The sequence below is a fragment of the Aminobacter sp. MDW-2 genome, from assembly GCF_014250155.1.
Classification (GTDB): domain Bacteria; phylum Pseudomonadota; class Alphaproteobacteria; order Rhizobiales; family Rhizobiaceae; genus Aminobacter; species Aminobacter ciceronei.
In genome coordinates this window covers 282,981-302,455 of sequence record NZ_CP060198.1, presented here as the reverse complement: position 1 = coordinate 302,455, position 19,475 = coordinate 282,981, and the positions used below count along the sequence as shown (strand labels likewise).

The following is a 19,475-nucleotide window of genomic DNA, read 5'->3' as shown; positions in this document are numbered from 1 at the left end:
CACTCACGTCCGAGGCTTGACGGCGTTAAGCCGTGCCCTCATTTGCCGGTTCGATGATATGGTCCTTTGCGGCTGCGCGTAGCGCTGTCTTGATCATTCGGATGATCTCGATTGACGCCGGCGGCAAGATTCTGCCGCGGCGCTTGATGATGCTGACGTCGCGCCAGACCGTTGGCTCGACAAGCTGGCAGAAGCGCAGGGGGCTGTCGGCTTTCGGGGCGGACAGGGCAGGAGTTGTCGTAATGCCTAATCCCGTTTCGATCATCGCCCACAACGTTGAATTGTTGGAAACCTCGTAGCGCGGCAGCCGGATCGTCTCGGGCAGCTCGGGTATCTGTTCGAGCAGCGGCGCGGTTGCCGTATCGATGGTCAAGCCGATGAAATCCCATCCAGCGAGGTCTGCCCATCGCACCGGGGCCCCTGTTTGCGCCAGGGGATGGTCGTAACGTGCCAGAAGCCCGAGCTGGTCGCGAAACAGCGGTGTGAATTCGAGCTCCGCGTCCTCGCGTTCCTTGCTGCCGACACCGAAGTCGACCTCATTCTGGCGCACCCTGCGGCGGACATCAGACGAGTTGCCGTCACGCACACGCACATGAATGTCTGGATTGCGGTCGGCCATATCCTTGACAATGTCCGGCAGCACTTTGGTGGCGATGGAGTAGACCGAGGCGATGGCAACACGCTGGCGGCGCTGGTGCGCCGTCGCCCGGATATCCTGGATGGCTATGTCGAAGTCGCCGACGATCTTCTCGGCGATGGGCAGGAAATCGCTCGCCTCTGGAGTCAGCGTCACATTGCGGGTCGTCCGGTCGAACAGGCTCGCGCCGACCATGTCTTCGAGCTGTCGTATCGCCATGGTCAGAGCCGGTTGCGAGACATGCAGGTCGACTGCGGCGCGAGTGAAGCTCTTGTACCTGCAGACGCTCAAGAAAGAGCGGATGTGCCGAATGCTGACTGTGTAGATGGGGGAATTTCGAGGCGGGCTGGCCATGCTGATTCGTCCATCCTGATAAATAAGTATTGCTAATCAATAGACGAGTTTTTCAGATTTGAATATCCAATCGCCCTGTTTGATAGTGGCCTTGGACTTGCAGGCAAAGACGCTTGGATCGGTCGGAAGGAGGCCGCGCCTGCGCTAACAACGACAAGAACAATCGAGCTGGTGAGACCGAGATGGAATTGGGGAGGAACAACATGTTTCGTTTGAAGAACAAGGCGCATGCGGCAGGCATTGCGCTGATCGCGCTGGGTGCAGCGATGGTGTCGGCCCAGGCGCCGGCCTTTGCAGCAACGGTTACCGTCGGATCGGAGGCTGCGCTGCCGCCGCTAGACCCGCAGCGCACCACCGGCAGTGTCGGGCTTCGGATTGCGGGCGCGATTTTTGATACGCTGATCCGGGAAGACCTGTCCAAGGGCGGCGCCGGCGTGCCTGATATCGCGTCCGGCTTGGCCGAGTCCTGGAGCGTTTCCGAAGATGGCCTGACCTATACCCTCAAGCTGCGCAAGGGCGTGACGTTCCACGATGGCACGCCGTTCGACGCGCAGGCCGTGCAGGCCAATTTTGACAGGCTTCTGAACAAGGAATCGCCTGTTTTCGACGAGCGCGCTTCCAGCACCATGGCGTTCCTGACGCGCTGGATCGCCAGCACCAAGGTGGTCGACGGCGAGACTTTCGCCCTGGTTCTGAAAGAGCCGTTTTCCGGGCTGCCGCGCCTGCTCAGCGATCGCAGCATGTCGATCATCTCGCCTGCCGCGATGGCAAAATACAAGGGTGACGAGCTCGGCTTCAATCCGGTCGGCACCGGCCCGTTCAAGTTGGGTACGCTGGACCAGGGCCAGGTCCTGACACTGGACAGGAATGATGCCTATTGGCGAGGTGTACCGAAGGTCGACAAGCTCGTCTTCAAGGCGGTGACCGATCCGACGGCACTCGCCATCGCCATGCAGACCGGTGTCGTCGACGTCATCCCGAGCGCCAGCGCCGAGCAGGTGACGCAGCTTTCGGCCGAGGCCGATCTCAAGGTGCAGTATACCGACGCAGCGAACTTCTATTTCATCCGTCTGAACATGAACGCCGAGCACACCAAGGACGTGCGCTTTCGCCAGGCCTTGAACTACGCCGTCAATCGCGACTTCATCGCCGCGTTGTTCGGTGGTCAGGCTGTGCCGCGTGGCGGGCCGGTGCCGACCGGCAACGAGATAACCGCGTTGGCGGCAGGCACCGTCAAGGAATACAATTACGACCCGGAAAAGGCGAAGGCACTGCTGGCCGAGATTGGCGTCAAGCAGCCCGTCACGCTCAAGGTGCTGGCCCCAAACAACGGACCGGGCTTCGGGCTGTCGCCGCAATTGATGGCGCTCGTCCAGCAGGATCTGGCCGCCGTCGGCGTCGACCTCCAGCCGCAGCTGCTCGAATTTACGACAATGATCTCGACCGAGCGGCCGGGTTACGCCAACGACGTGCACGGTTCCTACAATGGCTGGGTCACCGGTGCGGGTAGCGCCTATGTCTTCGAGCGCTTGTTTGCCAGTTCGCAGCAGCCGCCCAAGGGCGTCAATCGTGGCTGGTACAAGAACGACGACGTCGACGCCAAGCTGGCTGCCGCCCGCAGCGAGCGCGACGAGACCAAGCGTGCCGGCCTCTACGTCGATGCCGCCGCAAAGGTAGCGGAGGATGCCCCTTACGTGTTCCTCTACCAGGATCGTTTGCCGCGGGTCATCCGCAGCAACATCAAGGGTATCGAGCCTGCATCGTCGGTCTACATCGACTTCTCGCAGGTCTCGGTCGACTGAGCCCATCTCTGCCCCGACCACCAAGGGCGGGGCTCGAACCCATCTGTCGGGGCGCGACCCGGACATCATCACGAACCCGTTCCAGGGTCGCGCTTCGATTTCGGCACATTGAATTACCAAAGGGAGAGTTTTCACATGATGTTAGGTTGGCGAGCCAGGATTGGCCAGATGCGTCCCGCGACGTCCATTGAAGGGGCCGAAGAGTGGCGCTCGGTTGCACCTGTCGGTGTCGCCTTCGCCGATGCCCGCACCATCGTCCCACGCGTCGATGACGCCGGGTTGCGGGTGATGATGAGCCAGGTTCTGGAGGCATCGCGCCAGCTTGCGACCGCAAAGGTCGACCTGATCGTGCAGTGCGGCGCACCCGGCACCTTCTTGCGTGGCCCCGGTCATGACGAACAGGTCGTCGCAGAGATCGAGAAGGAAACTGGTATTCCGGCAATCACCATGATGGCATCGATGATGGACGCCCTCAAGGCGGTCAATGCCCGCAAGGTCGCCGTTGGAACCATCTATTCCGACGAGGTCAACGCGGCGATGACGAGCTATATGGAAGCACAGGGCTTTCAGGTCCGTGCCATGGGCGGTCTCCAGATCACCGATCCGTTCGAGGCTAGCCTCCACGATTCCGACAGCGCCTACCGCCTCGGCCGGCAAGTGTTCAAGGAAGCCGGCGACGCCGACGCGATCCTGATTTCCTGCGGTACCTACCGTACCTTCGAGATGATCCACTATCTTGAGATGGACACCGGCGTGCCGGTGATCTCCAGCAACCAGGCGACGCTGTGGCGTGCGCTGCGTTATCTCGGCCTTCGCGACCAGATTCCCAATCTCGGGAAGCTCTGGTCCGTCGCCTAGACAGCGCTTGGGGAGGATAGCGATGTCAGAGGCAGCAGCAACTGCAGGCGAGGACACCACGCGCTCGGCAGGCTTCGGCCGGCTGTTCCGGAACGGGACGCTGGTGACAGGCCTGGCCATACTGGGTGTCATGGTGTTCGTGGCCGTGTTCGCCGACCTCATTGCGCCGCATGACGCGTTCCGCGCCAATCCGATTGCGCGCTATCTTCCCCCGCTCTCGCCAGGATACCTCCTTGGCACCGACGAGCTCGGCCGCGACATATTGAGCCGGCTGATCTACGGCGCGAGGCTGGCATTGCTGGTCGCTGTCGTCCCCACAGTCATTGCGTTGGTCATCGGTGGTGCGGTCGGGCTGTTCGCCGGTTATGCCGGCGGTGTCTGGGACAGCATCGTCATGCGCATCTTCGACGTGATGTTCGCCTTCCCAGGCATTTTGCTGGCGCTGGGCATCAGTGCCGCGCTCGGGCCTGGCCTGTCCTCGATGATCATCGCGATGATCGTCGTCACCATCCCGGCCTTCGGCAGGATCGTTCGCGGCGTCGTCCTTGGCGTCAAGGAAGAGCTCTATGTCGAGGCGGCGACAGCGCTTGGCTATGGCCATCTCCGGATTGCCCTGCGCCACGTACTGCCAAACGTACTCGCTCCGGTGCTGATCTATGGCACGCTACAGACCGGGCGAAACGTCATTCTGGCAGCAAGCCTGAGCTTCCTTGGCCTCGGCCCTCAGCCGCCGACGCCCGACTGGGGACAGATGCTTGGCGGCGGCCGCATGGCGCTCGCCACTGCCGCCCACGTCGCCACAATCCCGGGCATTGCCATCGCCTTGCTTGCCATCGGCTTCAACCTTCTGGGCGACGCCGCAAGAGACCTGCTCGATCCGCGCATGAAGCGCGACCGCGACTGAGCTTAGGAAACCGAGATGCTGTCCTTTATCGCACGTCGCGCCTTGCAGACGATCCCCGTGATATTCGGTGTCACGTTGGCAACGTTCCTGCTGTCGCAGATCATTCCCGGTGACCCGACTGACATTTTGCTTGGGCCGGGTGCATCGGAGGAGGCGAGGGCGCAATTGCGCCAGGCGCTGGGTCTCGATCGCTCTGCGGTCGGCCAATACCTGCTCTACTTGCAGAACCTGGTGCAGGGTGATTTCGGCCAGTCGTTGACCTTCTCCAAGCCGGTTTCCGAGGTGCTTGCCTCGCGCATGATGAATACGGCATTGCTTGCCTTTGCGGCAATCGTGCTTGCCTCGGTGCTCGGCGTTGCCGCAGGCACGTTCGCGGCCCTCAAGCCCGGATCGCTGCGCGATCGCGCGCTGACTGTCGTCGTGCTGTTTCTCAACAGCATGCCGTCCTTCTGGCTTGGCCTGCTGCTGATCCTGGCCTTCGGTCTCCAGCTTCGGTTGCTGCCCGTCAGCGGCATGACCTCCGGTGACGGCGGTCTAGTCAATCTGCTTGCGCATATGCTGCTGCCGACGCTGACGCTTGCGGCCTGGTCTCTCGCCGCCATTGCCCGCATGACGAGGTCGTCACTGCTCGACGTCATTGGCAGCGACTATGTCCGCACTGCCCGCAGCCGTGGCATCGGCGAATGGCGCATCGTCTTCTTCCACGCCCTGCCCAACGCCATGCCGGCCGTCATCACGGTCATCGGAATGCAGATGGGCTTCCTGCTCAGCGGGGCGGTCATGACTGAGACCGTGTTCTCGTGGCCGGGAATCGGACTTGCCATGTACCAGGCGATCTCGACGCGGGACATCCCGCTGATCCAGGGCGGCATTCTCCTGCTCGCCGTCGCCTTCGTGCTGATCAATTTCACGATCGACATCCTGTACGCCTACTTCAACCCCAAGATCAAACTGGCTTGATCCGATGAACGCCATTTCAACGCCCATGGATGCACTACGCCCGGCGCCGGTGCTGGAGGTCAGCGACCTGCGCGTCAGCTACGGCAGCGCATCCCGCCCGATCCATGTCGTCAACGACGTCTCCTTTGCCGTCGGCCGCGGCGAAGCGCTCGGCATCGTCGGCGAATCCGGTTGCGGCAAGAGCCAGACTATGCTGGCGGTGCTTGGCCTGTTGCCGTCGAGCGGCCGCATCAGCGCCGGCAAGGTGACATTCGAGGGCCAGGACTTGGCCAGGCTGTCGGCACGCCAACTCCGCGGCCTACGCGGCAAGGGCATGGCGCTGATTTCCCAGGATGCGCTGTCGGCACTCAATCCGTCGATGACAATCGGCACCCAGATGGCCGAGCCGATGATCCATTATGACGGTATGAGCCGGGCGGCCGCGCGCGAGCGCTGCATCGAGCTGCTCGACCTCGTCGGCATTCCGGGTGCGGCAGCGCGGCTCGGCGCCTATCCGCACGAACTGTCGGGTGGCATGCGCCAGCGCGTGCTGATCGCAACGGCGATCAGCGGCAACCCGAAGGTGCTGATTGCCGACGAGCCGACCACAGCACTCGATGTCACCATCCAAGCCCAGATCCTGCGCCTGATCGACCGGCTGCGTCGCGACCTTGGCATGGCACTTGTCATCATCACCCATGATCTCGGCGTCGTTGCCGGCGTCGCCGACCAGGTGGCGGTGATGTATGCGGGGCGTGTCGTGGAGGCCGGGTCGACGGACGCGATCTTCAGCGAACCGCGCCATCCCTACACGCGTGCGTTGCTCGAGGCGATTCCCAAGCTCGACGAGCCGGCCGACAAGCGTCTGACACCGATTGCCGGGTTGCCGCCGGATCCTCGTCGCGCGCCGGCGGGCTGCGCTTTCCATCCGCGTTGCCGCCTTGTGCAGCCGCTTTGCCGCGAGCAACTGCCTGCACTCGAGGCCAAGGACGCGGGTGCTGGACATCTCATCCGCTGCTCTGTCGATCCATGGGCCAGGACCGCAACGCCTGAAGCACGCGGCGTCTCGGCATCGGGGGCGCTTTCATGAAAAGTCTCGTCACCAAGCCGGCCATCAGGGTCGAAGACCTCCGCGTCCAATTTCCGATCCGTGGCGGCTTCCTGCGACGGCCGACGGGCGCGATCCGCGCCGTCGATGGCGTGTCGTTCGAAATCCCTGCCGGCTCGACGGTTGGCCTTGTCGGTGAAAGCGGCAGCGGCAAGTCCACAACCGGGCGGGCGCTGCTCGGACTGGCACCGGCAACCAGCGGCTCGGTAAGCATCTTTGGCCGCGACCTGGCGGCGCTCAAGGCGGAACGAGGCGCATTGCCACGCGTCGGGCAACTGGTGTTCCAGGATCCCTACGCCAGCCTCAACCCGCGCATGACAATCGGCGCGACCTTGCGGGAGGCTCTTGTCTACCATCGCATCGCGTCCAAGGCGGACTGCGGCACGGTCGTCCGCGAGTTGCTCGACAGCGTTGGCCTGAGGCCGGAACTCGCCGCGCGCTATCCGCTCGAACTGTCGGGCGGGCAGCGGCAACGCGTGGCGATTGCCCGTGCGCTGGCCGTGCAGCCGGAGTTCATCGTGCTCGATGAGGTGGTGTCGGCGCTCGATGTCAGCATCCAGGGGCAGATCCTGAACCTGCTGATGGACTTGCAGAAGAAGCGCAACCTGACCTACCTGTTCATCACCCACGATCTCAGCGTCGTCCGCCACGTGTCGAACCAGGTCGTCGTCCTCTATGGCGGCAAGGTCATGGAAGTGGCGGGACGAGATCGCCTGTTTGCGGCGCCGCATCATCCCTACACCCATGCGCTGCTGTCGGCGGTGCCGGTTCCCAACCCGCGTGTCGAGCGCAACCGGGCGCGTGTCGAAATCCGCGCCGAACCGCCAAACCCGATCGCGCCGCCGAGTGGCTGCCGCTTCCACAAGTCGTGCCAGTTCGCGACCGAAGAGTGCCGCAGAACCGAACCACTGCTGCGTGAAGTGGAACACGGGCATCTCGCTGCCTGCCATCACATGCAGAGCATGACAGTCCGCCGCGCGCTTGGCGCCGGCATCGCAGGAGTGACCGCGTGATGGACACCAGGACAACAACTCATACCGAACAGGCAGCTTCGGCCATGCCGGTCTTTTACGCCTCCTTCGTCGATGGCAATTCGTTGTCGGCGGCCGCTACTTCACTGCCACTCGTCGATCCGGCCACAGGCCGGATTTGGGCTCACGCGCAGCTCGATCCAGCCGCTGCCGATGCTGCCATGGCGAGTGCAGTCGTGGCACGGGATTCGGGCCGCTGGGCGGACCTCACCGGTGCTGAACGGGCCGTGATGCTGCGCCGGCTGGGTGACCTCGTCGCCGCCCATGCCGAAGAGCTCGGCAGCCTTGAAAGCCTGGCCAATGGCAAGCCGCACCGGGCGACCTTTGGCGAGATGCGCGCGACGTCGCGCTGGTATCATTATTACGCCAGCCTCGCGGAGACGCATGACGGGCTGGTTCGGGAGATCGGCCGCAGCGTCGAGGCTCGCATCGAACGCGAGCCGCTGGGAATAGTCGTCGCGATCACGCCGTTCAACGGGGCGCTATCGCTGGGTTCGTGGAAGCTGGCGCCGGCACTTGCGGCAGGCAATGTCGTTGTTCTCAAGCCACCGGCAGAAGCGCCGGCATCAAGCATACGTCTCGCCGCGCTGGCCATCGAGGCGGGCTTTCCAAAGGGCGTCGTCAACGTCGTGATCGGCGATGCCGCGATCGGCGAAGCGCTGGCCCTGCATCATGAGACGGCAATGGTCACCTTCACCGGCAGTACGGCAGCCGCGCGGCAGTTGGGTGGCAAGGTTGTCGGCGCGATGAAACAGTTCGTCTGCGAAGCTGGCGGCAAGTCGGCCCATATCGTGTTCGAGGACGCCGACATAGGTTCGGCCGTCGTTGCCGCAACCCAAGGCGCTTTCTCGGCAACAGGGCAGACCTGCGTCGCCGGCTCCCGTCTGCTGCTACACGCCTCGATCGCCGACGAGTTCCTCGAGCGCTACAAGGCCTCGATCGGGCGCCTGCGCATCGGCGATCCCAAGGTGGCGGACACACATGTGGGGCCTGTTGCCTCGGCACGGCATCTCGCTCGGATCGCAGGGTTTGTCAGCGGTGCTGTGGCCGAAGGCGGACGCGTGCTTGTCGGTGGCAAGTCGCCCGAGATGCCGGGCGACTTGGCGAACGGCTGCTGGTATGCGCCGACTGTCATCGTTGACGTGACACCAGACATGCGGGTCGTGCGCGAGGAGGTGTTCGGCCCCGTGGTCACCGTCCAGACCTTCAAGACGGAAGAGGAAGCGGTGGCACTCGCCAATAGCAGCGAGTTTGGTCTCGCAGCAGGCTTCTGGACCACCGACATGCGCCGCGCCAGACGGGTCAGCCGCAAGCTCAAGGCTGGGACGGTTTGGGTCAACACCTACCGTGCCATCGACGTCAAGATCCCGTTCGGCGGCTACAAGCAGTCAGGGCTTGGCCGGGAGAACGGGCCCGAAGCCCTTGATGAATTCACGCAGATCAAATCGGTCGTCACCGACTACGCAGCCGCGCTCGACCCCTTCGCCTACTAGAACAACGTCACTGAAAGGACAGCAAAATGGACCATCAGAGCGCGCGGCTTCGAGCCCCTATCATCGTCGACGCCTTGCAATTCAACAAGCCGGAGCGCGCACGCTTTCTGGAGTGGCAAAAGGGCCGCGTCGGCTGCGTGCATGTGACGCTGGCGATCTGGGAATCTGCGCGCGAGACACTTTCGGCCATCGGCGAGTGGAACCGACTGCTCGAAAACAACGCCGACCTGATCGCCCTCGCGACGACCGCTGACGAAATCGAGGCCATTGCCGCATCGGGTCGCACGGCCATCGTCTACGGCTTCCAGGACACCTCGCCCTTCGAAGACGACATCGAGTTGATCGAGATTTTCCACAAGCTCGGTGTGCGCATCGCCCAGCTGACCTACAACGTGCAGAACCGTATCGCCTCGGGTTGCTGGGAGCCGGACGAAAACGGCGTCTCGCAGTTCTTCGGCCGAAACGTCATTGCCGAGATGAATCGCCTCGGCATGCTGATCGACGTGTCGCACTGCACCGAACGTTCGTCGCGCGATGCGATCGAATACTCCTCGCGCCCGATCGCCATTACCCATGCCAATCCCTCGGCCTTCGTCGGCACTGACATCGAGCTCAACCGTCGCAACAAGTCGACCGAGCTGATCAAGCGTCTTGCCGAGCGTAACGGCGTGCTCGGCCTGTCGATGTATCCGAAGATCATGCGTGACGGCTCGAACTGCACGCTCGAAACCTTCACCGAGATGGTCGCCTGGACTGTCGAAACCATCGGCGTCGACGCCGTCGGCATCGGTACCGATTTCTATGACGGCTGGCCGGTCAGCGAGATCAAGTGGTGGCGCGCCGGCCGCTGGGCCCGTGAAAGTGCTGTTCCGATCAAGGGGTTCTCGAGCTGGCCGGACTGGTTCAAGTCGCCGGTCGATTTCCCGGCCTTGATTGAGGCGCTGGAGAAGCGCGGCTTTTCGTCAGAGGAGGTCGCGAAGATCGCTGGAGGCAACTGGGTACGCCTCTTCCGCGAGAGCTTCTCGCCGCTGCAGTGAGGACATGATGGTTTCGAAGGATTCGGGCGCCGGTCTGGACGTCATCGTTGTTGGTGGAGGCCACAATGGCCTCGTCGCTGCCGGCTATCTGGCGAAGGCCGGCCTGAAGGTCGCGGTGCTTGAGGCAAGGCACATTCTTGGCGGTCCATGTGGCGCCATCGAGTTCCTGCCCGGCTATCGCAGCGCGATCACCAATTCGCCCGGATCCTTCGAGCCACGCATTCTCCGTGATCTCGACCTGGAAGGCCACGGACTGCGCTTTCATCGCACCGACCCGAATGTCGTCCATGTGTTTCCGGAAGGTTGCTTCATCGGCTGGCGCGACCGCGAGGCGGTCGCCACCCAGCTCGACGCTTTTGCTCCGGGCGAGGCTGCTCGCTACAACAGCCTGCTGTCACGCCTCGAAGAGCTCGGGCGCCATCTCGGGGTTTCGGTGTTCGAGCCGTCGCGCAGCCTGGCAGAGGTGGCGCGTCATGTCCCGAAAGCACACGAGCGTCTGTTCGAGCAGGTGTTCCTCGGCAGCCTGCTTGAACTGCTTGATGAAAATCTCCGTTCCGAGCAGGCCAAAGCGCTGCTCGGCATGGTAGCGCTCAACGCCACATTGACGCCGCCATCTGCGCCGGGCACTGCGATCGGGCTGATGATGCGGCCGATCTCGCTTGCCTCTTCACCGGTGCTAGAGGCCAACGATCCGAGGCGGACCGCGTTGCGCGGGTCTACCGGCCTGCCGATCGGCGGCATGGGCGCTATCATAGACGCTCTCCAAAGCGTGCTGCTTGCGCATGGGGGCGAGGTTCACACCAACATGCGGGTCGCCTCCGTGCTGCACGAGCATGGTCGTGCGGTCGGCGTCGTGACAAGTTCGGGGCGGGAGTTCCGCGCGCGACGGATCATCTCGGCAATCAATCCGCGGACGCTGTTTGCCGACATGCTGGATGACGATGCCGTCGGTGCCGAGATGCGGCGCGAGGTTGCGGCGGTGCCAATGCGCGGCTCCGCCTTCAAGATGTTCCTCGCGCTGGACGGTTTACCTCGCTATCGCGGCCTGCCGGATGGGATGAACTCGGCGCAGGTTGCCGGCACGCAGTTCCGCATCGCCTCGTCGCTTGCCCATATCGAGGACGCGGTACTCGACGGGCTGCGCGGCGTGCCGTCCGACGAGCCGATCATGTGGGGGCTGATGCCGACAGTTTCGTCGCCGGGCCTCGCACCGGCCGGAAAACACATCATGAGCGTAAATGTATGGCATGCGCCGCATGATCTGCGACAGGGCAGTTGGGACACCGAAAAGGAAGTCTTCGGCCGCCGCTGCATCGACGTGCTGGGCAGGCTGATGCCAGATATTCAGGATCGGATCATCGGCCATCATTTCCTGAGCCCGGTCGATCTTGAGCACGAACTGGGTCTCGTCGGCGCCAACATCACACACGGCGACATGCTGCCCAACAACCTGTTCGGCGCCCGCCCTCATGTCGCGGCCAATGATTACCGAACGCCGCTGGAAGGCCTCTATCTCAGTGCCTCGGGCACCTGGCCCGGCGGCTACGTAACCGGCATTCCCGGCCACAATACGGCCGCGGCCGTGCTTGCCGACATCGCCAACGCCACCCACAGACACGTCAGGGACGCTACATGGAATTCCTAGTCAATATCACGCTCAAATGGTCCGAGAACATGGAGCCCGAGCTCAGGGACCGGATTATCGTCGATGAACGGGCGCACGCCGCCGAGCTGATCAAGCAAGGCCACCTCGTGCGGATGTGGCGCGTGCCGGCGCGGTTCGAGAACTGGGGCTTGTGGCGGGCCAAGGATGCCACCGAGCTGCACGACATCATCTCCGGACTGCCGGCATTCCCCTGGATGATCCAGGTGAACGTGCATCCGCTGGCCCGCCACGCCGTGGATCCAGCACCCTACATCGCCGCCTAAGCTGCCGCGTCGCCCTTGAGTAGGCGGGTTCGCCCCCAGGCATTTGACTCTCGTCCAAGGCTCACTTCGTGCTCAACGCCTCCCGATTGAAAGGCATCCTGCCAGCCATTCCGACGCCGGTACGAGCGGACGGGAGCGTGGACGAACAGGCCGCTGCAAAGCTTGTCGGCCATCTGCTGGCCGGAGGCGTCGACGGCCTGTTGCCCCTCGGCGGAACCGGGGAGTACGGGGCCTTGTCGCGCGCGGCGCGCATTCGCATTGCATCGGCCTGCGCCGAGTGCGTTGCGGGCAGGGTGCCTGTCATCGCCGGAGTGCTCGACCCCGGCTATCACGATGCTCTTGCGGCAGCGTACGACTTTGCCTCCGCCGGCGTCGATGCGCTTCTGGTTGTGACGCCTTATTACACCAATCCGACTCAGGCAGGCCTATGCGACTACTTCCTGCGTTTCGCGGATGAATCCCCGCTGCCGATCCTGCTATATGAGATTCCCTACCGCACCCGCATCGCGCTGGACCCCGAGGTGACGCATCTGCTGTCGCGGCATGAGCGCATCATCGGCATGAAGGTGTGCAACACCGACATGTATCATTTCTTGCGCGTGGTCGCCGGTGTCGACAAAGAGTTCGCCGTTCTCAGTGGCGAGGACAGCCTGTTTCCCTTGCATGTCGCGGCCGGGGCGAATGGCGGTATCGTCGTGACCGCAAGCCTTCTGCCGCGAACCTGGCGGCGGATGTTCGATCTCGTGTCCCAAGGCCGGACCCAAGAGGCACTACTGCTGCACCGGAAGCTCATTCCCCTGATCAACCTGGCTTTCGCCGAAACCAACCCCGGGCCACTGAAGTCGGTGCTCGATCTGGTCGGCGTCGATGCCCCCGAGGTGCTCGCTCCATTGGTCCAGCCCGCATTTGAATTGCAAGCCCGGCTACGATCGGAAGTGGAACATTTGCTCGGTGCCTACGAGAATGCATAACCCGATACGACTGAGCGCTGTCGCACATATCAGTTCAAATGCTCGGCGATCTGGCTGACGGCGGCGACGATAAGCTCGGCATGCGCGGTGCGGGCTTCGGCGGTGGCGCGGGCAGCCGGCGTTGAGATGCTGATCGCAGCAATAGGTCGCCGGTCCGGCCCGCTGATGGCGGCGCCCGTTGCAAACACGCCGTCGCGCCACGACGCGGTGGTGGCGTAGCCGCGCGAGGCGATGCCGCGCAGTTCGACGAGCAGCTCGCCAAGCGGCAACGCGGCTGACACGGCACTTGCCTGGCTGTCTGCCTTGACCGCTTCGCTATAGATCCGTTCGATGTCCGCTTCCGGCATCTGCGCCAGCATGGCCTTGCCGGTTGCGGTGACCAGCACCGGAGCGCGACCGCCGAGCGGTTCGACATGGCGCACCGCATGCGGGCTTTCCAGACGCTCGATCAGCACGATTTCGGATTCGTCCAGAACCGCGAGATGGATGGTTTCGCCGGTTTCGCGCCGAAGCTGTTCCATCACCGGCAAGGCCGCTTCGCGCAGGCCGAAATGGTTGCCCGCCTTGCGGGCGAGGCGGCTGGCCCGGAACGTCAGTTCCCATCGTGTGCGCTCTCCACTGGCCGGCCGGATCCAAGCCGCCTCGTGCAGCGTTTCAAGCGCGCGCTGAACCGATGATTTCGGCTGCTTGAGGTGGACGGCGAGTTCGCTGACCCCGACCGGCTGCAGGTCGGCAACGGTTTCCAGCACCACAAGAGCCTTTCTCACGCTGTTCATGCCTTGACATCCTCCCAAGCCTGAAATAGCAATCATGCCGTAATTTGGAACATCGTACCGAAATACGGCACAGAAAGCAAACTCTAAATTCGCCGGAACAAGACGAATGCATCGTTGCCCGGCATGCTGACAGGGGAGGAAACATGAGGATGAAGATCGTATCAGCCGGCAGGTGGATGCTGGGTGCCGCTGCCGTGGCGCTCTGCCTGGCCGGCCAGGCCGTGGCCGCGGAGCCCAAGTCGGGCGGCACATTCAAGCTCGTTGGATCGGGTGACGTCGCCGGCTTCGATCCGGTATCCGCGCGCACGGCCGCCGTATTCCTGCACCGCGCCCTGACACGTACCCTCGTGGCGTTCCCGACCGATGCCGACCCGAAGGTTGCCGCGCAGCCGGTCGCCGATCTGGCCGAAGCCGTGCCGGTGGCCGAGGAGGGGGGGCTCGTCTATCGACTGACCATCCGCGAAGGTGCGACCTGGAACACCGAGACGCCGCGCCAGATCACTGCAGCCGATGCAATCCGCGGCTTCAAGCGCCTGTGCAACCCGGTCCAGCCGACCGGCACGCCGACCTATTACATCGGCGTCATCAAGGGGTTCGCCGATTATTGCGCCGGCTTCGCCAAGGTGCCTGCCGATGTCGCGGCCATTCGCGACTATGTCGAGGGCACCAATGTCGAAGGGTTGACGGCCGAAGACGAACGCACGCTCAAGATCACGCTCGAACGGCCGACCGCCGACTTTGCCTCGATCCTGGCACTCGTCTCTTCTGCGCCGGTGGCTCTGGAGATGCTTGACCACCTGCCCAATTCGCCTGAGCTGCGCCGCAACTATGTCAGCTCCGGTCCCTATGTGATCGAAGACTACATCCTGAACGAGAGCATCTCGCTTGTACGCAGCGAGAGCTGGAACGCGGCTGCCGATCCGATCCACAAGGCCTATGTCGACCGCATCGAAGTTGCTTTCGGGACACCCGATGCCGGCAAGACCCAGCGTATGATCGAAGCCGGCGATATCGATGGCTATTTCGACCTGTCTATCGCCACCGCCGACCTGACCCGCATCATGGCCGATCCAGGCGATACGCAGCTGCTGCAGTTCGCCGACGGCGCGATCAATCCGGTCCTTGTCATCAACCTGGCATCGCCGAACAACAACAAGGCGCTGGCCGACATACGCGTTCGTCAAGCGCTGAATTACGCGGTCAACAAGTCGGCGATCGTCCAGGTCGGCGGCGGCCCAGCCGTCAAGCAGCCGATCGGCCAGCTTCTGACGGCGAACGTCATCGGTCACAAGCCGTATGACCCCTACCCGACGCCGGAAAGCAAGGGCGATCCCGAAAAGGCGAAGCAGCTGCTTGCCGAAGCGGGCTTCCCCAATGGCATCGAGCTCAAATACAGCTATGCCGCCGGCGGCCGTTACGATCTCTACTCCGCCGCACTTCAAGCTGACCTCGCCAAGGCCGGCATCAAGCTGATCATGCAGCCGGGGCCGTCGCGCACGGTGATGTCGCAGATGTACCAGAACCGCCAGGCAACCAATGCCGGCGCCTGGGACCTTGGCATGACCTCGCTGCGCGCCGACTGGGTAGGCGATTCCGCCCGCACCATGATCGTGCCGATGTTCCATGGCGAGGCCTGCGAGAAGAGCACCAGCAACTGGACCTGCTACAACAATCCGGCGGTCAATGCGCTGATCGACAAGGCGCTGACGGCGACCGACGAAGCGGTCGCTGCCGAGTCTTGGGCAGAGGCCGACCGCGCGATCATGGCGGATGCGCCCGTCGTGCCGCTGATCACCGGCAAGATCTCGCTCTACGCTTCCGAGCGCATGCGCGGCACCACCGTTAACCTGCTGTTCAACAACGTCGACCCGACCTTGGTCTGGATCGACGAATAAGCAAGCCTGCGCGGGCGGCGCCAACCGCCGCCCCGTCCCCCTCTCATCCAAATGCCCGGAGCCTGAAGTGCAGTATCGTCAGATCGGAACATCGGACCTCAAGACCTCGGTCTTGTCGCTAGGGTCCTACCAAACCTATTCGCGGATGGGGTATCGCGACGTCGTCAATCTCGTGCGGCGTGCTGCGGAGCTCGGCATCAATCTCTTCGACGTTGCACACTATCGCACGGCCCCGCACACCGAAGTGGTGCTCGCGCGCGCCCTGCGCGATGCCGGCCTGAAACGCGACCAGATCATGATCATGGACAAGGTCTGGTGGTACGACAATGACGAGCCGACGCTGGAGCACCAACTCGACGAGCTGCTGTTCCGCCTCGACACCGACTATCTCGACGTCATCATGTGCTACGGCATGCGTCCGGGCCGAGACGATCCGGCGGCAACCGCGCGTCTGAATGCCGGCTTCGTCACCTCGGGCAAAGCGCGCGCCTGGGGTGGCCTGAACTGGTCGGCCAAGGATCTGCGCATCGCGCACGAAACCTGCGTCGCCGAAGGCCTGCCGACACCACAAATCGTCCAGCTGAAATACAACATCGCCCGCCGCCACATCGTCGAGTCCGAGGAGTACACCCAGCTGCGTGCCGAGACTGGCATTTCGATCCACGCTTCCGACAGCCTCGAAGGCGGCATCCTGGCCGGCAGCTTGGTCCGCGAGCGCGTGCTCGGGCGCGACCCAGGCAATGTCCGCGAAGAGATCATCGGGCTTGTGCCGAAGCTACGCGAGGTTGCGGAGGGCTTCGGTTGCTCCATGGCACAGCTGGCGATCGCCTTCTGCATCGCCAACCCGCAGACGGCGTCGCTGCTGTTCGGTGCCAGCCGCATCGGCCAGCTCGAGGACAATGTCGGCGCTGTGGCGCTGGTCGAAAAGCATGGCGAGGCCATCGTCGCGGCGCTCGCCGGTTTTGGCGTCGCCGGCCATGAGTTCGATCTGCCGCCGAACCACGCCACGCCCCTGACCAGGGACTGAACCGCCAAGGACTGACCCGTCTCGTTGGAAATGCCCATGTCCGATACCACAGCCACATCGCGGCCGCCGGCCGCGCCAGTGCTCAGCACACGGCAGCGCGTCATGCGACAGTTGCTGCGCGACAAGGCTGCGATGGCGGCAAGTGCCGTTATCCTGCTGCTTGTGCTGATGGCCGTTTTCGCGCCACTGATCGTGGCCCTGGTCGGACATGGGCCCAACGAACAGTTCCGCGACACGGGCCTGACCGCCGGCGGGGTGCCTCTGCCGCCGGGGTCGCTCTTCCTGCTCGGCACCGACGTAGTCGGCCGGGACCTGTTCGTTCGGCTGGTGGTCGGCACCCAGGTGACCGTCTTCGTCGCCATCGCCTGCGCGTTGACAGCCATCGTCATCGGCGTGGTCATCGGCATGCTGGCGGGTTATCGCGGGGGCCTCATCGACACACTCTTGTCCGGCTTCGTCGACGTGGTCCTCGGCCTGCCGTTGCTCATCACCGCGGTGGCGCTTGTCTCCGTCTATGGCGCGAGCTTCGGCATCATGATGGGCACCATCGTCTTCTTCACCTGGGGGCCAGTGGCGCGCGTCGTGCGCAACCTCGTGGTGGCGACCAAGAGCGGCGAATTTGTCGACGCGGCACGCATGCTCGGCGCCTCCGACACCCACATCATGGTGCGCGAGATCCTGCCCAACATCGCAGGCCAGGTCATCGTCTATGGCAGCCTGCTGATCCCGCAGGTCATCGTGCTCGAGGCGTCCCTGAGTTTCCTCGGCCTCGGCGTGCCGCCGCCGACGGCCACCTGGGGCGGCATCATTGCCGAAAACCAGACCAACTATGCTGTTGCCTGGTGGTCGATCCTGTTTCCGAGCCTGTTCCTGCTCGCCGCGACGCTGGCTTTCAACGTCCTGGGCGACGGCCTGCGCGACGCGCTCGACCCGACGGCCCAGCGCAGCAGATAGGATTTGTCATGTTGAGGTTCTTGCTGCGCCGGCTCCTGTTCGGATTGCTTACGCTCTGGCTGATCACGCTCGCCGTCTTCATCCTGTTTTTCCTGGCCACGCCGGGCGACCCCGCGCTCAACTTCGCCGGCGAGTTCGCCACAGCCGACCAGGTTGCCATGGTCCGTGCCCGGCTCGGGCTCGATCAGCCGGTCTACGTGCAATATCTGCGCTACATGTGGGCGCTGCTCCACTTCGATCTCGGCATGTCCTTCGTCAATCAGGAGGAGGTGTTGGCAACCATCGTACGGCGCATGCCTGCCACCATCTCGCTTGCGCTGGGCTCGGTTGCCATCTGGCTTGTGATCGCCATTCCGGCCGGCATCTTCTCGGCTCGGCGTTCCGGCCAGGCCGCCGACCGCCTGATCACCATGGCGGCACTTGCCGGCATGTCGTTTCCGACCTTCGTGGTCGGCACGCTGTTGTTCTATGTCCTGTTCTTCCAGCTCACCAATGCAGGATTTCCGCTCTTTCCCTCGGGTGGGTTCGTTCCGATCACCCGCGATCCGCTGGAATGGCTGCGCCACATGATCCTGCCATGGGCAACCCTGGCGGTCGTCGGCACCGGTACCTACACCCGAATTGCCCGCGGCTCGATGCTTGAGACGCTCAATCAGGACTATGTCCGCACGGCGCGGGCCAAGGGCCTCGGCGAACAGCGCGTCATGTACAAGCACGCTTTGCCGCCGGCGATGACACCCGTGATGACGCTTGTCGGTCTCGATCTCGGCGGCCTGCTCGGCGGCACGATCATCACCGAGCGCATCTGGGGTCTCAACGGCGTCGGCTCGCTTGCCGTGCAGGCGGTCGAGAGCGGCGACCTTCCAGTCATCATGGGCACCGTGCTGATCGCCGCGTTCTTCGTCGTCGTTGCCAATCTGTGCGTCGACATCCTTCAGGCCGTGCGCGACCCCCGCGTCCGCCTCGGCTGACATCATCCAGTGGAGTTGTTCATGTTTCTGGTATTGCGCGACATTCGCGGTCTCTCGGGGCGGTCATGCTGAACCGCCCGCAACTCGGCCTGATCGTCCCGCCGGCGTCCGGTGCCGTGCCGCCCGATGCGGCCACGATCTACCCACAATACAGTTTCCTGGCCGAAGGGCTTGGCCTCACCGAACTGTCCAGCAACGGCTACGACTCGGTCATCGAGACGGTCGGCGCTGCTGCCGTGCGCCTTGCGGCCCGTGGCGCAAGTGTGGTCTCGCTGATGGGCACCTCGCTCAGCTTTTATCGCGGCCCCGATTTCAACGCGGTGCTGGAAAACGAGATCGCGGTGCGCGCCGGCGTTCCTGCGCTGACCATGAGCACCGCAATTCTGGAAGCGGCGACGGCCCTTGGCGTACGTCGGCTCGCGGTCGCCACTGCATATCGCGATGACGTCAATGCTTCACTGCAGCGCTTCCTGGAAGCGGCGGGAATTGAAGTGTTGTCGCTGGAGCACCTTGGCATCGCGTCGGTCGATGCGGTTCACCAGGTGCCGGAGGACGACGTCACGGATCTCGGACGCCGCGCCTTTGCATCCGCGCCCGACGCCGAGGCAGTGTTGATTTCGTGTGGCGGGCTCGCGACCCGTGCTGCGGTACGCACAATCGAGGCTGAAGCTGGCATTCCCGTCATCACCTCGCCGCTGGCCGGCTTGTGGGCGACTGTCAGTCGCGCCGGGGTTGATCCCCGTGCCGAAGGCGCAGGGCGCTTGTTCCAAACCACACTGGAGCAATAGA

18 protein-coding genes are annotated in these 19,475 nt (G+C 63.7%); 16 read left to right on the top strand and 2 right to left on the bottom strand.

Annotation, left to right across the window (positions count from 1 at the left end; all coding sequences use genetic code 11):
- Positions 1-25: 25 nt before the first annotated feature.
- Entirely contained in the window at positions 26-991 is a 966-nt protein-coding gene (locus H5P29_RS30065) for a LysR family transcriptional regulator (protein WP_083948838.1), read from the bottom strand.
- A gap of 203 nt (positions 992-1,194) precedes the next feature.
- Here H5P29_RS30065 and H5P29_RS30060 point away from each other — a divergent pair, with 203 nt between their 5' ends.
- The 11 genes from H5P29_RS30060 to dapA all read left to right on the top strand — a co-directional run bounded on the left by H5P29_RS30060 (position 1,195) and on the right by dapA (position 13,063).
- Complete coding sequence (locus tag H5P29_RS30060) at positions 1,195-2,793, top strand: ABC transporter substrate-binding protein (RefSeq protein WP_154384361.1); 1,599 nt, start codon at positions 1,195-1,197, stop codon at positions 2,791-2,793.
- 135 nt (positions 2,794-2,928) lie between these two features.
- The gene (locus H5P29_RS30055; protein WP_067968075.1) at positions 2,929-3,651 is read left to right on the top strand and encodes an aspartate/glutamate racemase family protein; all 723 of its coding nucleotides are present in this window, start codon (positions 2,929-2,931) and stop codon (positions 3,649-3,651) included.
- 22 nt (positions 3,652-3,673) lie between these two features.
- Entirely contained in the window at positions 3,674-4,555 is an 882-nt protein-coding gene (locus H5P29_RS30050; RefSeq protein WP_154384362.1) for an ABC transporter permease, read from the top strand.
- A 15-nt stretch (positions 4,556-4,570) separates the two neighbouring features.
- Positions 4,571-5,515, top strand: coding sequence for an ABC transporter permease (locus tag H5P29_RS30045; protein ID WP_154384363.1), 945 nt, complete (start codon positions 4,571-4,573; stop codon positions 5,513-5,515).
- A 4-nt stretch (positions 5,516-5,519) separates the two neighbouring features.
- Positions 5,520-6,584 (top strand): ABC transporter ATP-binding protein, encoded by a 1,065-nt coding sequence (locus H5P29_RS30040; protein WP_067968081.1) that lies wholly within the window; start codon positions 5,520-5,522, stop codon positions 6,582-6,584.
- Complete coding sequence (locus H5P29_RS30035; protein WP_154384364.1) at positions 6,581-7,615, top strand: ABC transporter ATP-binding protein; 1,035 nt, start codon at positions 6,581-6,583, stop codon at positions 7,613-7,615. Before H5P29_RS30040 ends, H5P29_RS30035 begins: the two co-directional genes overlap by 4 nt.
- Positions 7,615-9,126 carry an aldehyde dehydrogenase family protein gene (locus H5P29_RS30030; protein ID WP_154384365.1) on the top strand — a complete coding sequence of 504 codons (1,512 nt, stop codon included), beginning with the start codon at positions 7,615-7,617 and terminating at the stop codon, positions 9,124-9,126. The genes H5P29_RS30035 and H5P29_RS30030 overlap by 1 nt, the downstream gene beginning before the upstream one ends.
- A 26-nt stretch (positions 9,127-9,152) precedes the next feature.
- Positions 9,153-10,163, top strand: a complete 1,011-nt coding sequence (locus H5P29_RS30025) for a membrane dipeptidase (protein WP_083948840.1) — start codon at positions 9,153-9,155, stop codon at positions 10,161-10,163.
- Positions 10,164-10,167: 4 nt separating this feature from the next.
- Entirely contained in the window at positions 10,168-11,808 is a 1,641-nt protein-coding gene (locus tag H5P29_RS30020; RefSeq protein WP_281406721.1) for an NAD(P)/FAD-dependent oxidoreductase, read from the top strand.
- Entirely contained in the window at positions 11,796-12,092 is a 297-nt protein-coding gene (locus tag H5P29_RS30015) for a muconolactone Delta-isomerase (protein WP_067968089.1), read from the top strand. Before H5P29_RS30020 ends, H5P29_RS30015 begins: the two co-directional genes overlap by 13 nt.
- Positions 12,093-12,160: 68 nt before the next feature.
- Positions 12,161-13,063 carry a 4-hydroxy-tetrahydrodipicolinate synthase gene (dapA, locus tag H5P29_RS30010; protein WP_067968092.1) on the top strand — a complete coding sequence of 301 codons (903 nt, stop codon included), beginning with the start codon at positions 12,161-12,163 and terminating at the stop codon, positions 13,061-13,063.
- Between the two features lie 29 nt (positions 13,064-13,092).
- Here dapA and H5P29_RS30005 read toward each other — a convergent pair whose 3' ends face one another.
- Complete coding sequence (locus tag H5P29_RS30005) at positions 13,093-13,839, bottom strand: IclR family transcriptional regulator (protein ID WP_067968094.1); 747 nt, start codon at positions 13,837-13,839, stop codon at positions 13,093-13,095.
- A gap of 149 nt (positions 13,840-13,988) precedes the next feature.
- Between H5P29_RS30005 and H5P29_RS30000 the strand changes: the two genes are divergently transcribed.
- From H5P29_RS30000 to H5P29_RS29980, 5 genes are all read left to right on the top strand, one after another.
- Positions 13,989-15,734, top strand: coding sequence for an ABC transporter substrate-binding protein (locus tag H5P29_RS30000; protein ID WP_067968099.1), 1,746 nt, complete (start codon positions 13,989-13,991; stop codon positions 15,732-15,734).
- 67 nt (positions 15,735-15,801) lie between these two features.
- On the top strand, positions 15,802-16,761 hold the full coding sequence (locus H5P29_RS29995) for an aldo/keto reductase (protein WP_154384367.1): 960 nt from the start codon (positions 15,802-15,804) through the stop codon (positions 16,759-16,761).
- A 36-nt stretch (positions 16,762-16,797) separates the two neighbouring features.
- A complete protein-coding gene (locus H5P29_RS29990) occupies positions 16,798-17,715 on the top strand; it encodes an ABC transporter permease (RefSeq protein WP_154384368.1) in 918 nt (305 codons plus the stop codon).
- Between the two features lie 8 nt (positions 17,716-17,723).
- On the top strand, positions 17,724-18,686 hold the full coding sequence (locus H5P29_RS29985) for an ABC transporter permease (protein ID WP_067968107.1): 963 nt from the start codon (positions 17,724-17,726) through the stop codon (positions 18,684-18,686).
- Between the two features lie 65 nt (positions 18,687-18,751).
- Complete coding sequence (locus tag H5P29_RS29980) at positions 18,752-19,474, top strand: aspartate/glutamate racemase family protein (RefSeq protein WP_210252503.1); 723 nt, start codon at positions 18,752-18,754, stop codon at positions 19,472-19,474.
- Position 19,475 lies beyond the last annotated feature (1 nt).

Bases quoted from the DNA above. Each gene is read 5' to 3' on its own strand.
- H5P29_RS30065 (WP_083948838.1), bottom strand. From the start codon at position 991: ATGGCCAGCCCGCCTCGAAATTCCCCCATCTACACAGTCAGCATTCGG.
- H5P29_RS30060 (WP_154384361.1), top strand. From the start codon at position 1,195: ATGTTTCGTTTGAAGAACAAGGCGCATGCGGCAGGCATTGCGCTGATC.
- H5P29_RS30055 (WP_067968075.1), top strand. From the start codon at position 2,929: ATGATGTTAGGTTGGCGAGCCAGGATTGGCCAGATGCGTCCCGCGACG.
- H5P29_RS30050 (WP_154384362.1), top strand. From the start codon at position 3,674: ATGTCAGAGGCAGCAGCAACTGCAGGCGAGGACACCACGCGCTCGGCA.
- H5P29_RS30045 (WP_154384363.1), top strand. From the start codon at position 4,571: ATGCTGTCCTTTATCGCACGTCGCGCCTTGCAGACGATCCCCGTGATA.
- H5P29_RS30040 (WP_067968081.1), top strand. From the start codon at position 5,520: ATGAACGCCATTTCAACGCCCATGGATGCACTACGCCCGGCGCCGGTG.
- H5P29_RS30035 (WP_154384364.1), top strand. From the start codon at position 6,581: ATGAAAAGTCTCGTCACCAAGCCGGCCATCAGGGTCGAAGACCTCCGC.
- H5P29_RS30030 (WP_154384365.1), top strand. From the start codon at position 7,615: ATGGACACCAGGACAACAACTCATACCGAACAGGCAGCTTCGGCCATG.
- H5P29_RS30025 (WP_083948840.1), top strand. From the start codon at position 9,153: ATGGACCATCAGAGCGCGCGGCTTCGAGCCCCTATCATCGTCGACGCC.
- H5P29_RS30020 (WP_281406721.1), top strand. From the start codon at position 10,168: ATGATGGTTTCGAAGGATTCGGGCGCCGGTCTGGACGTCATCGTTGTT.
- H5P29_RS30015 (WP_067968089.1), top strand. From the start codon at position 11,796: ATGGAATTCCTAGTCAATATCACGCTCAAATGGTCCGAGAACATGGAG.
- H5P29_RS30005 (WP_067968094.1), bottom strand. From the start codon at position 13,839: ATGAACAGCGTGAGAAAGGCTCTTGTGGTGCTGGAAACCGTTGCCGAC.
- H5P29_RS30000 (WP_067968099.1), top strand. From the start codon at position 13,989: ATGAAGATCGTATCAGCCGGCAGGTGGATGCTGGGTGCCGCTGCCGTG.
- H5P29_RS29990 (WP_154384368.1), top strand. From the start codon at position 16,798: ATGTCCGATACCACAGCCACATCGCGGCCGCCGGCCGCGCCAGTGCTC.
- H5P29_RS29985 (WP_067968107.1), top strand. From the start codon at position 17,724: ATGTTGAGGTTCTTGCTGCGCCGGCTCCTGTTCGGATTGCTTACGCTC.
- H5P29_RS29980 (WP_210252503.1), top strand. From the start codon at position 18,752: ATGCTGAACCGCCCGCAACTCGGCCTGATCGTCCCGCCGGCGTCCGGT.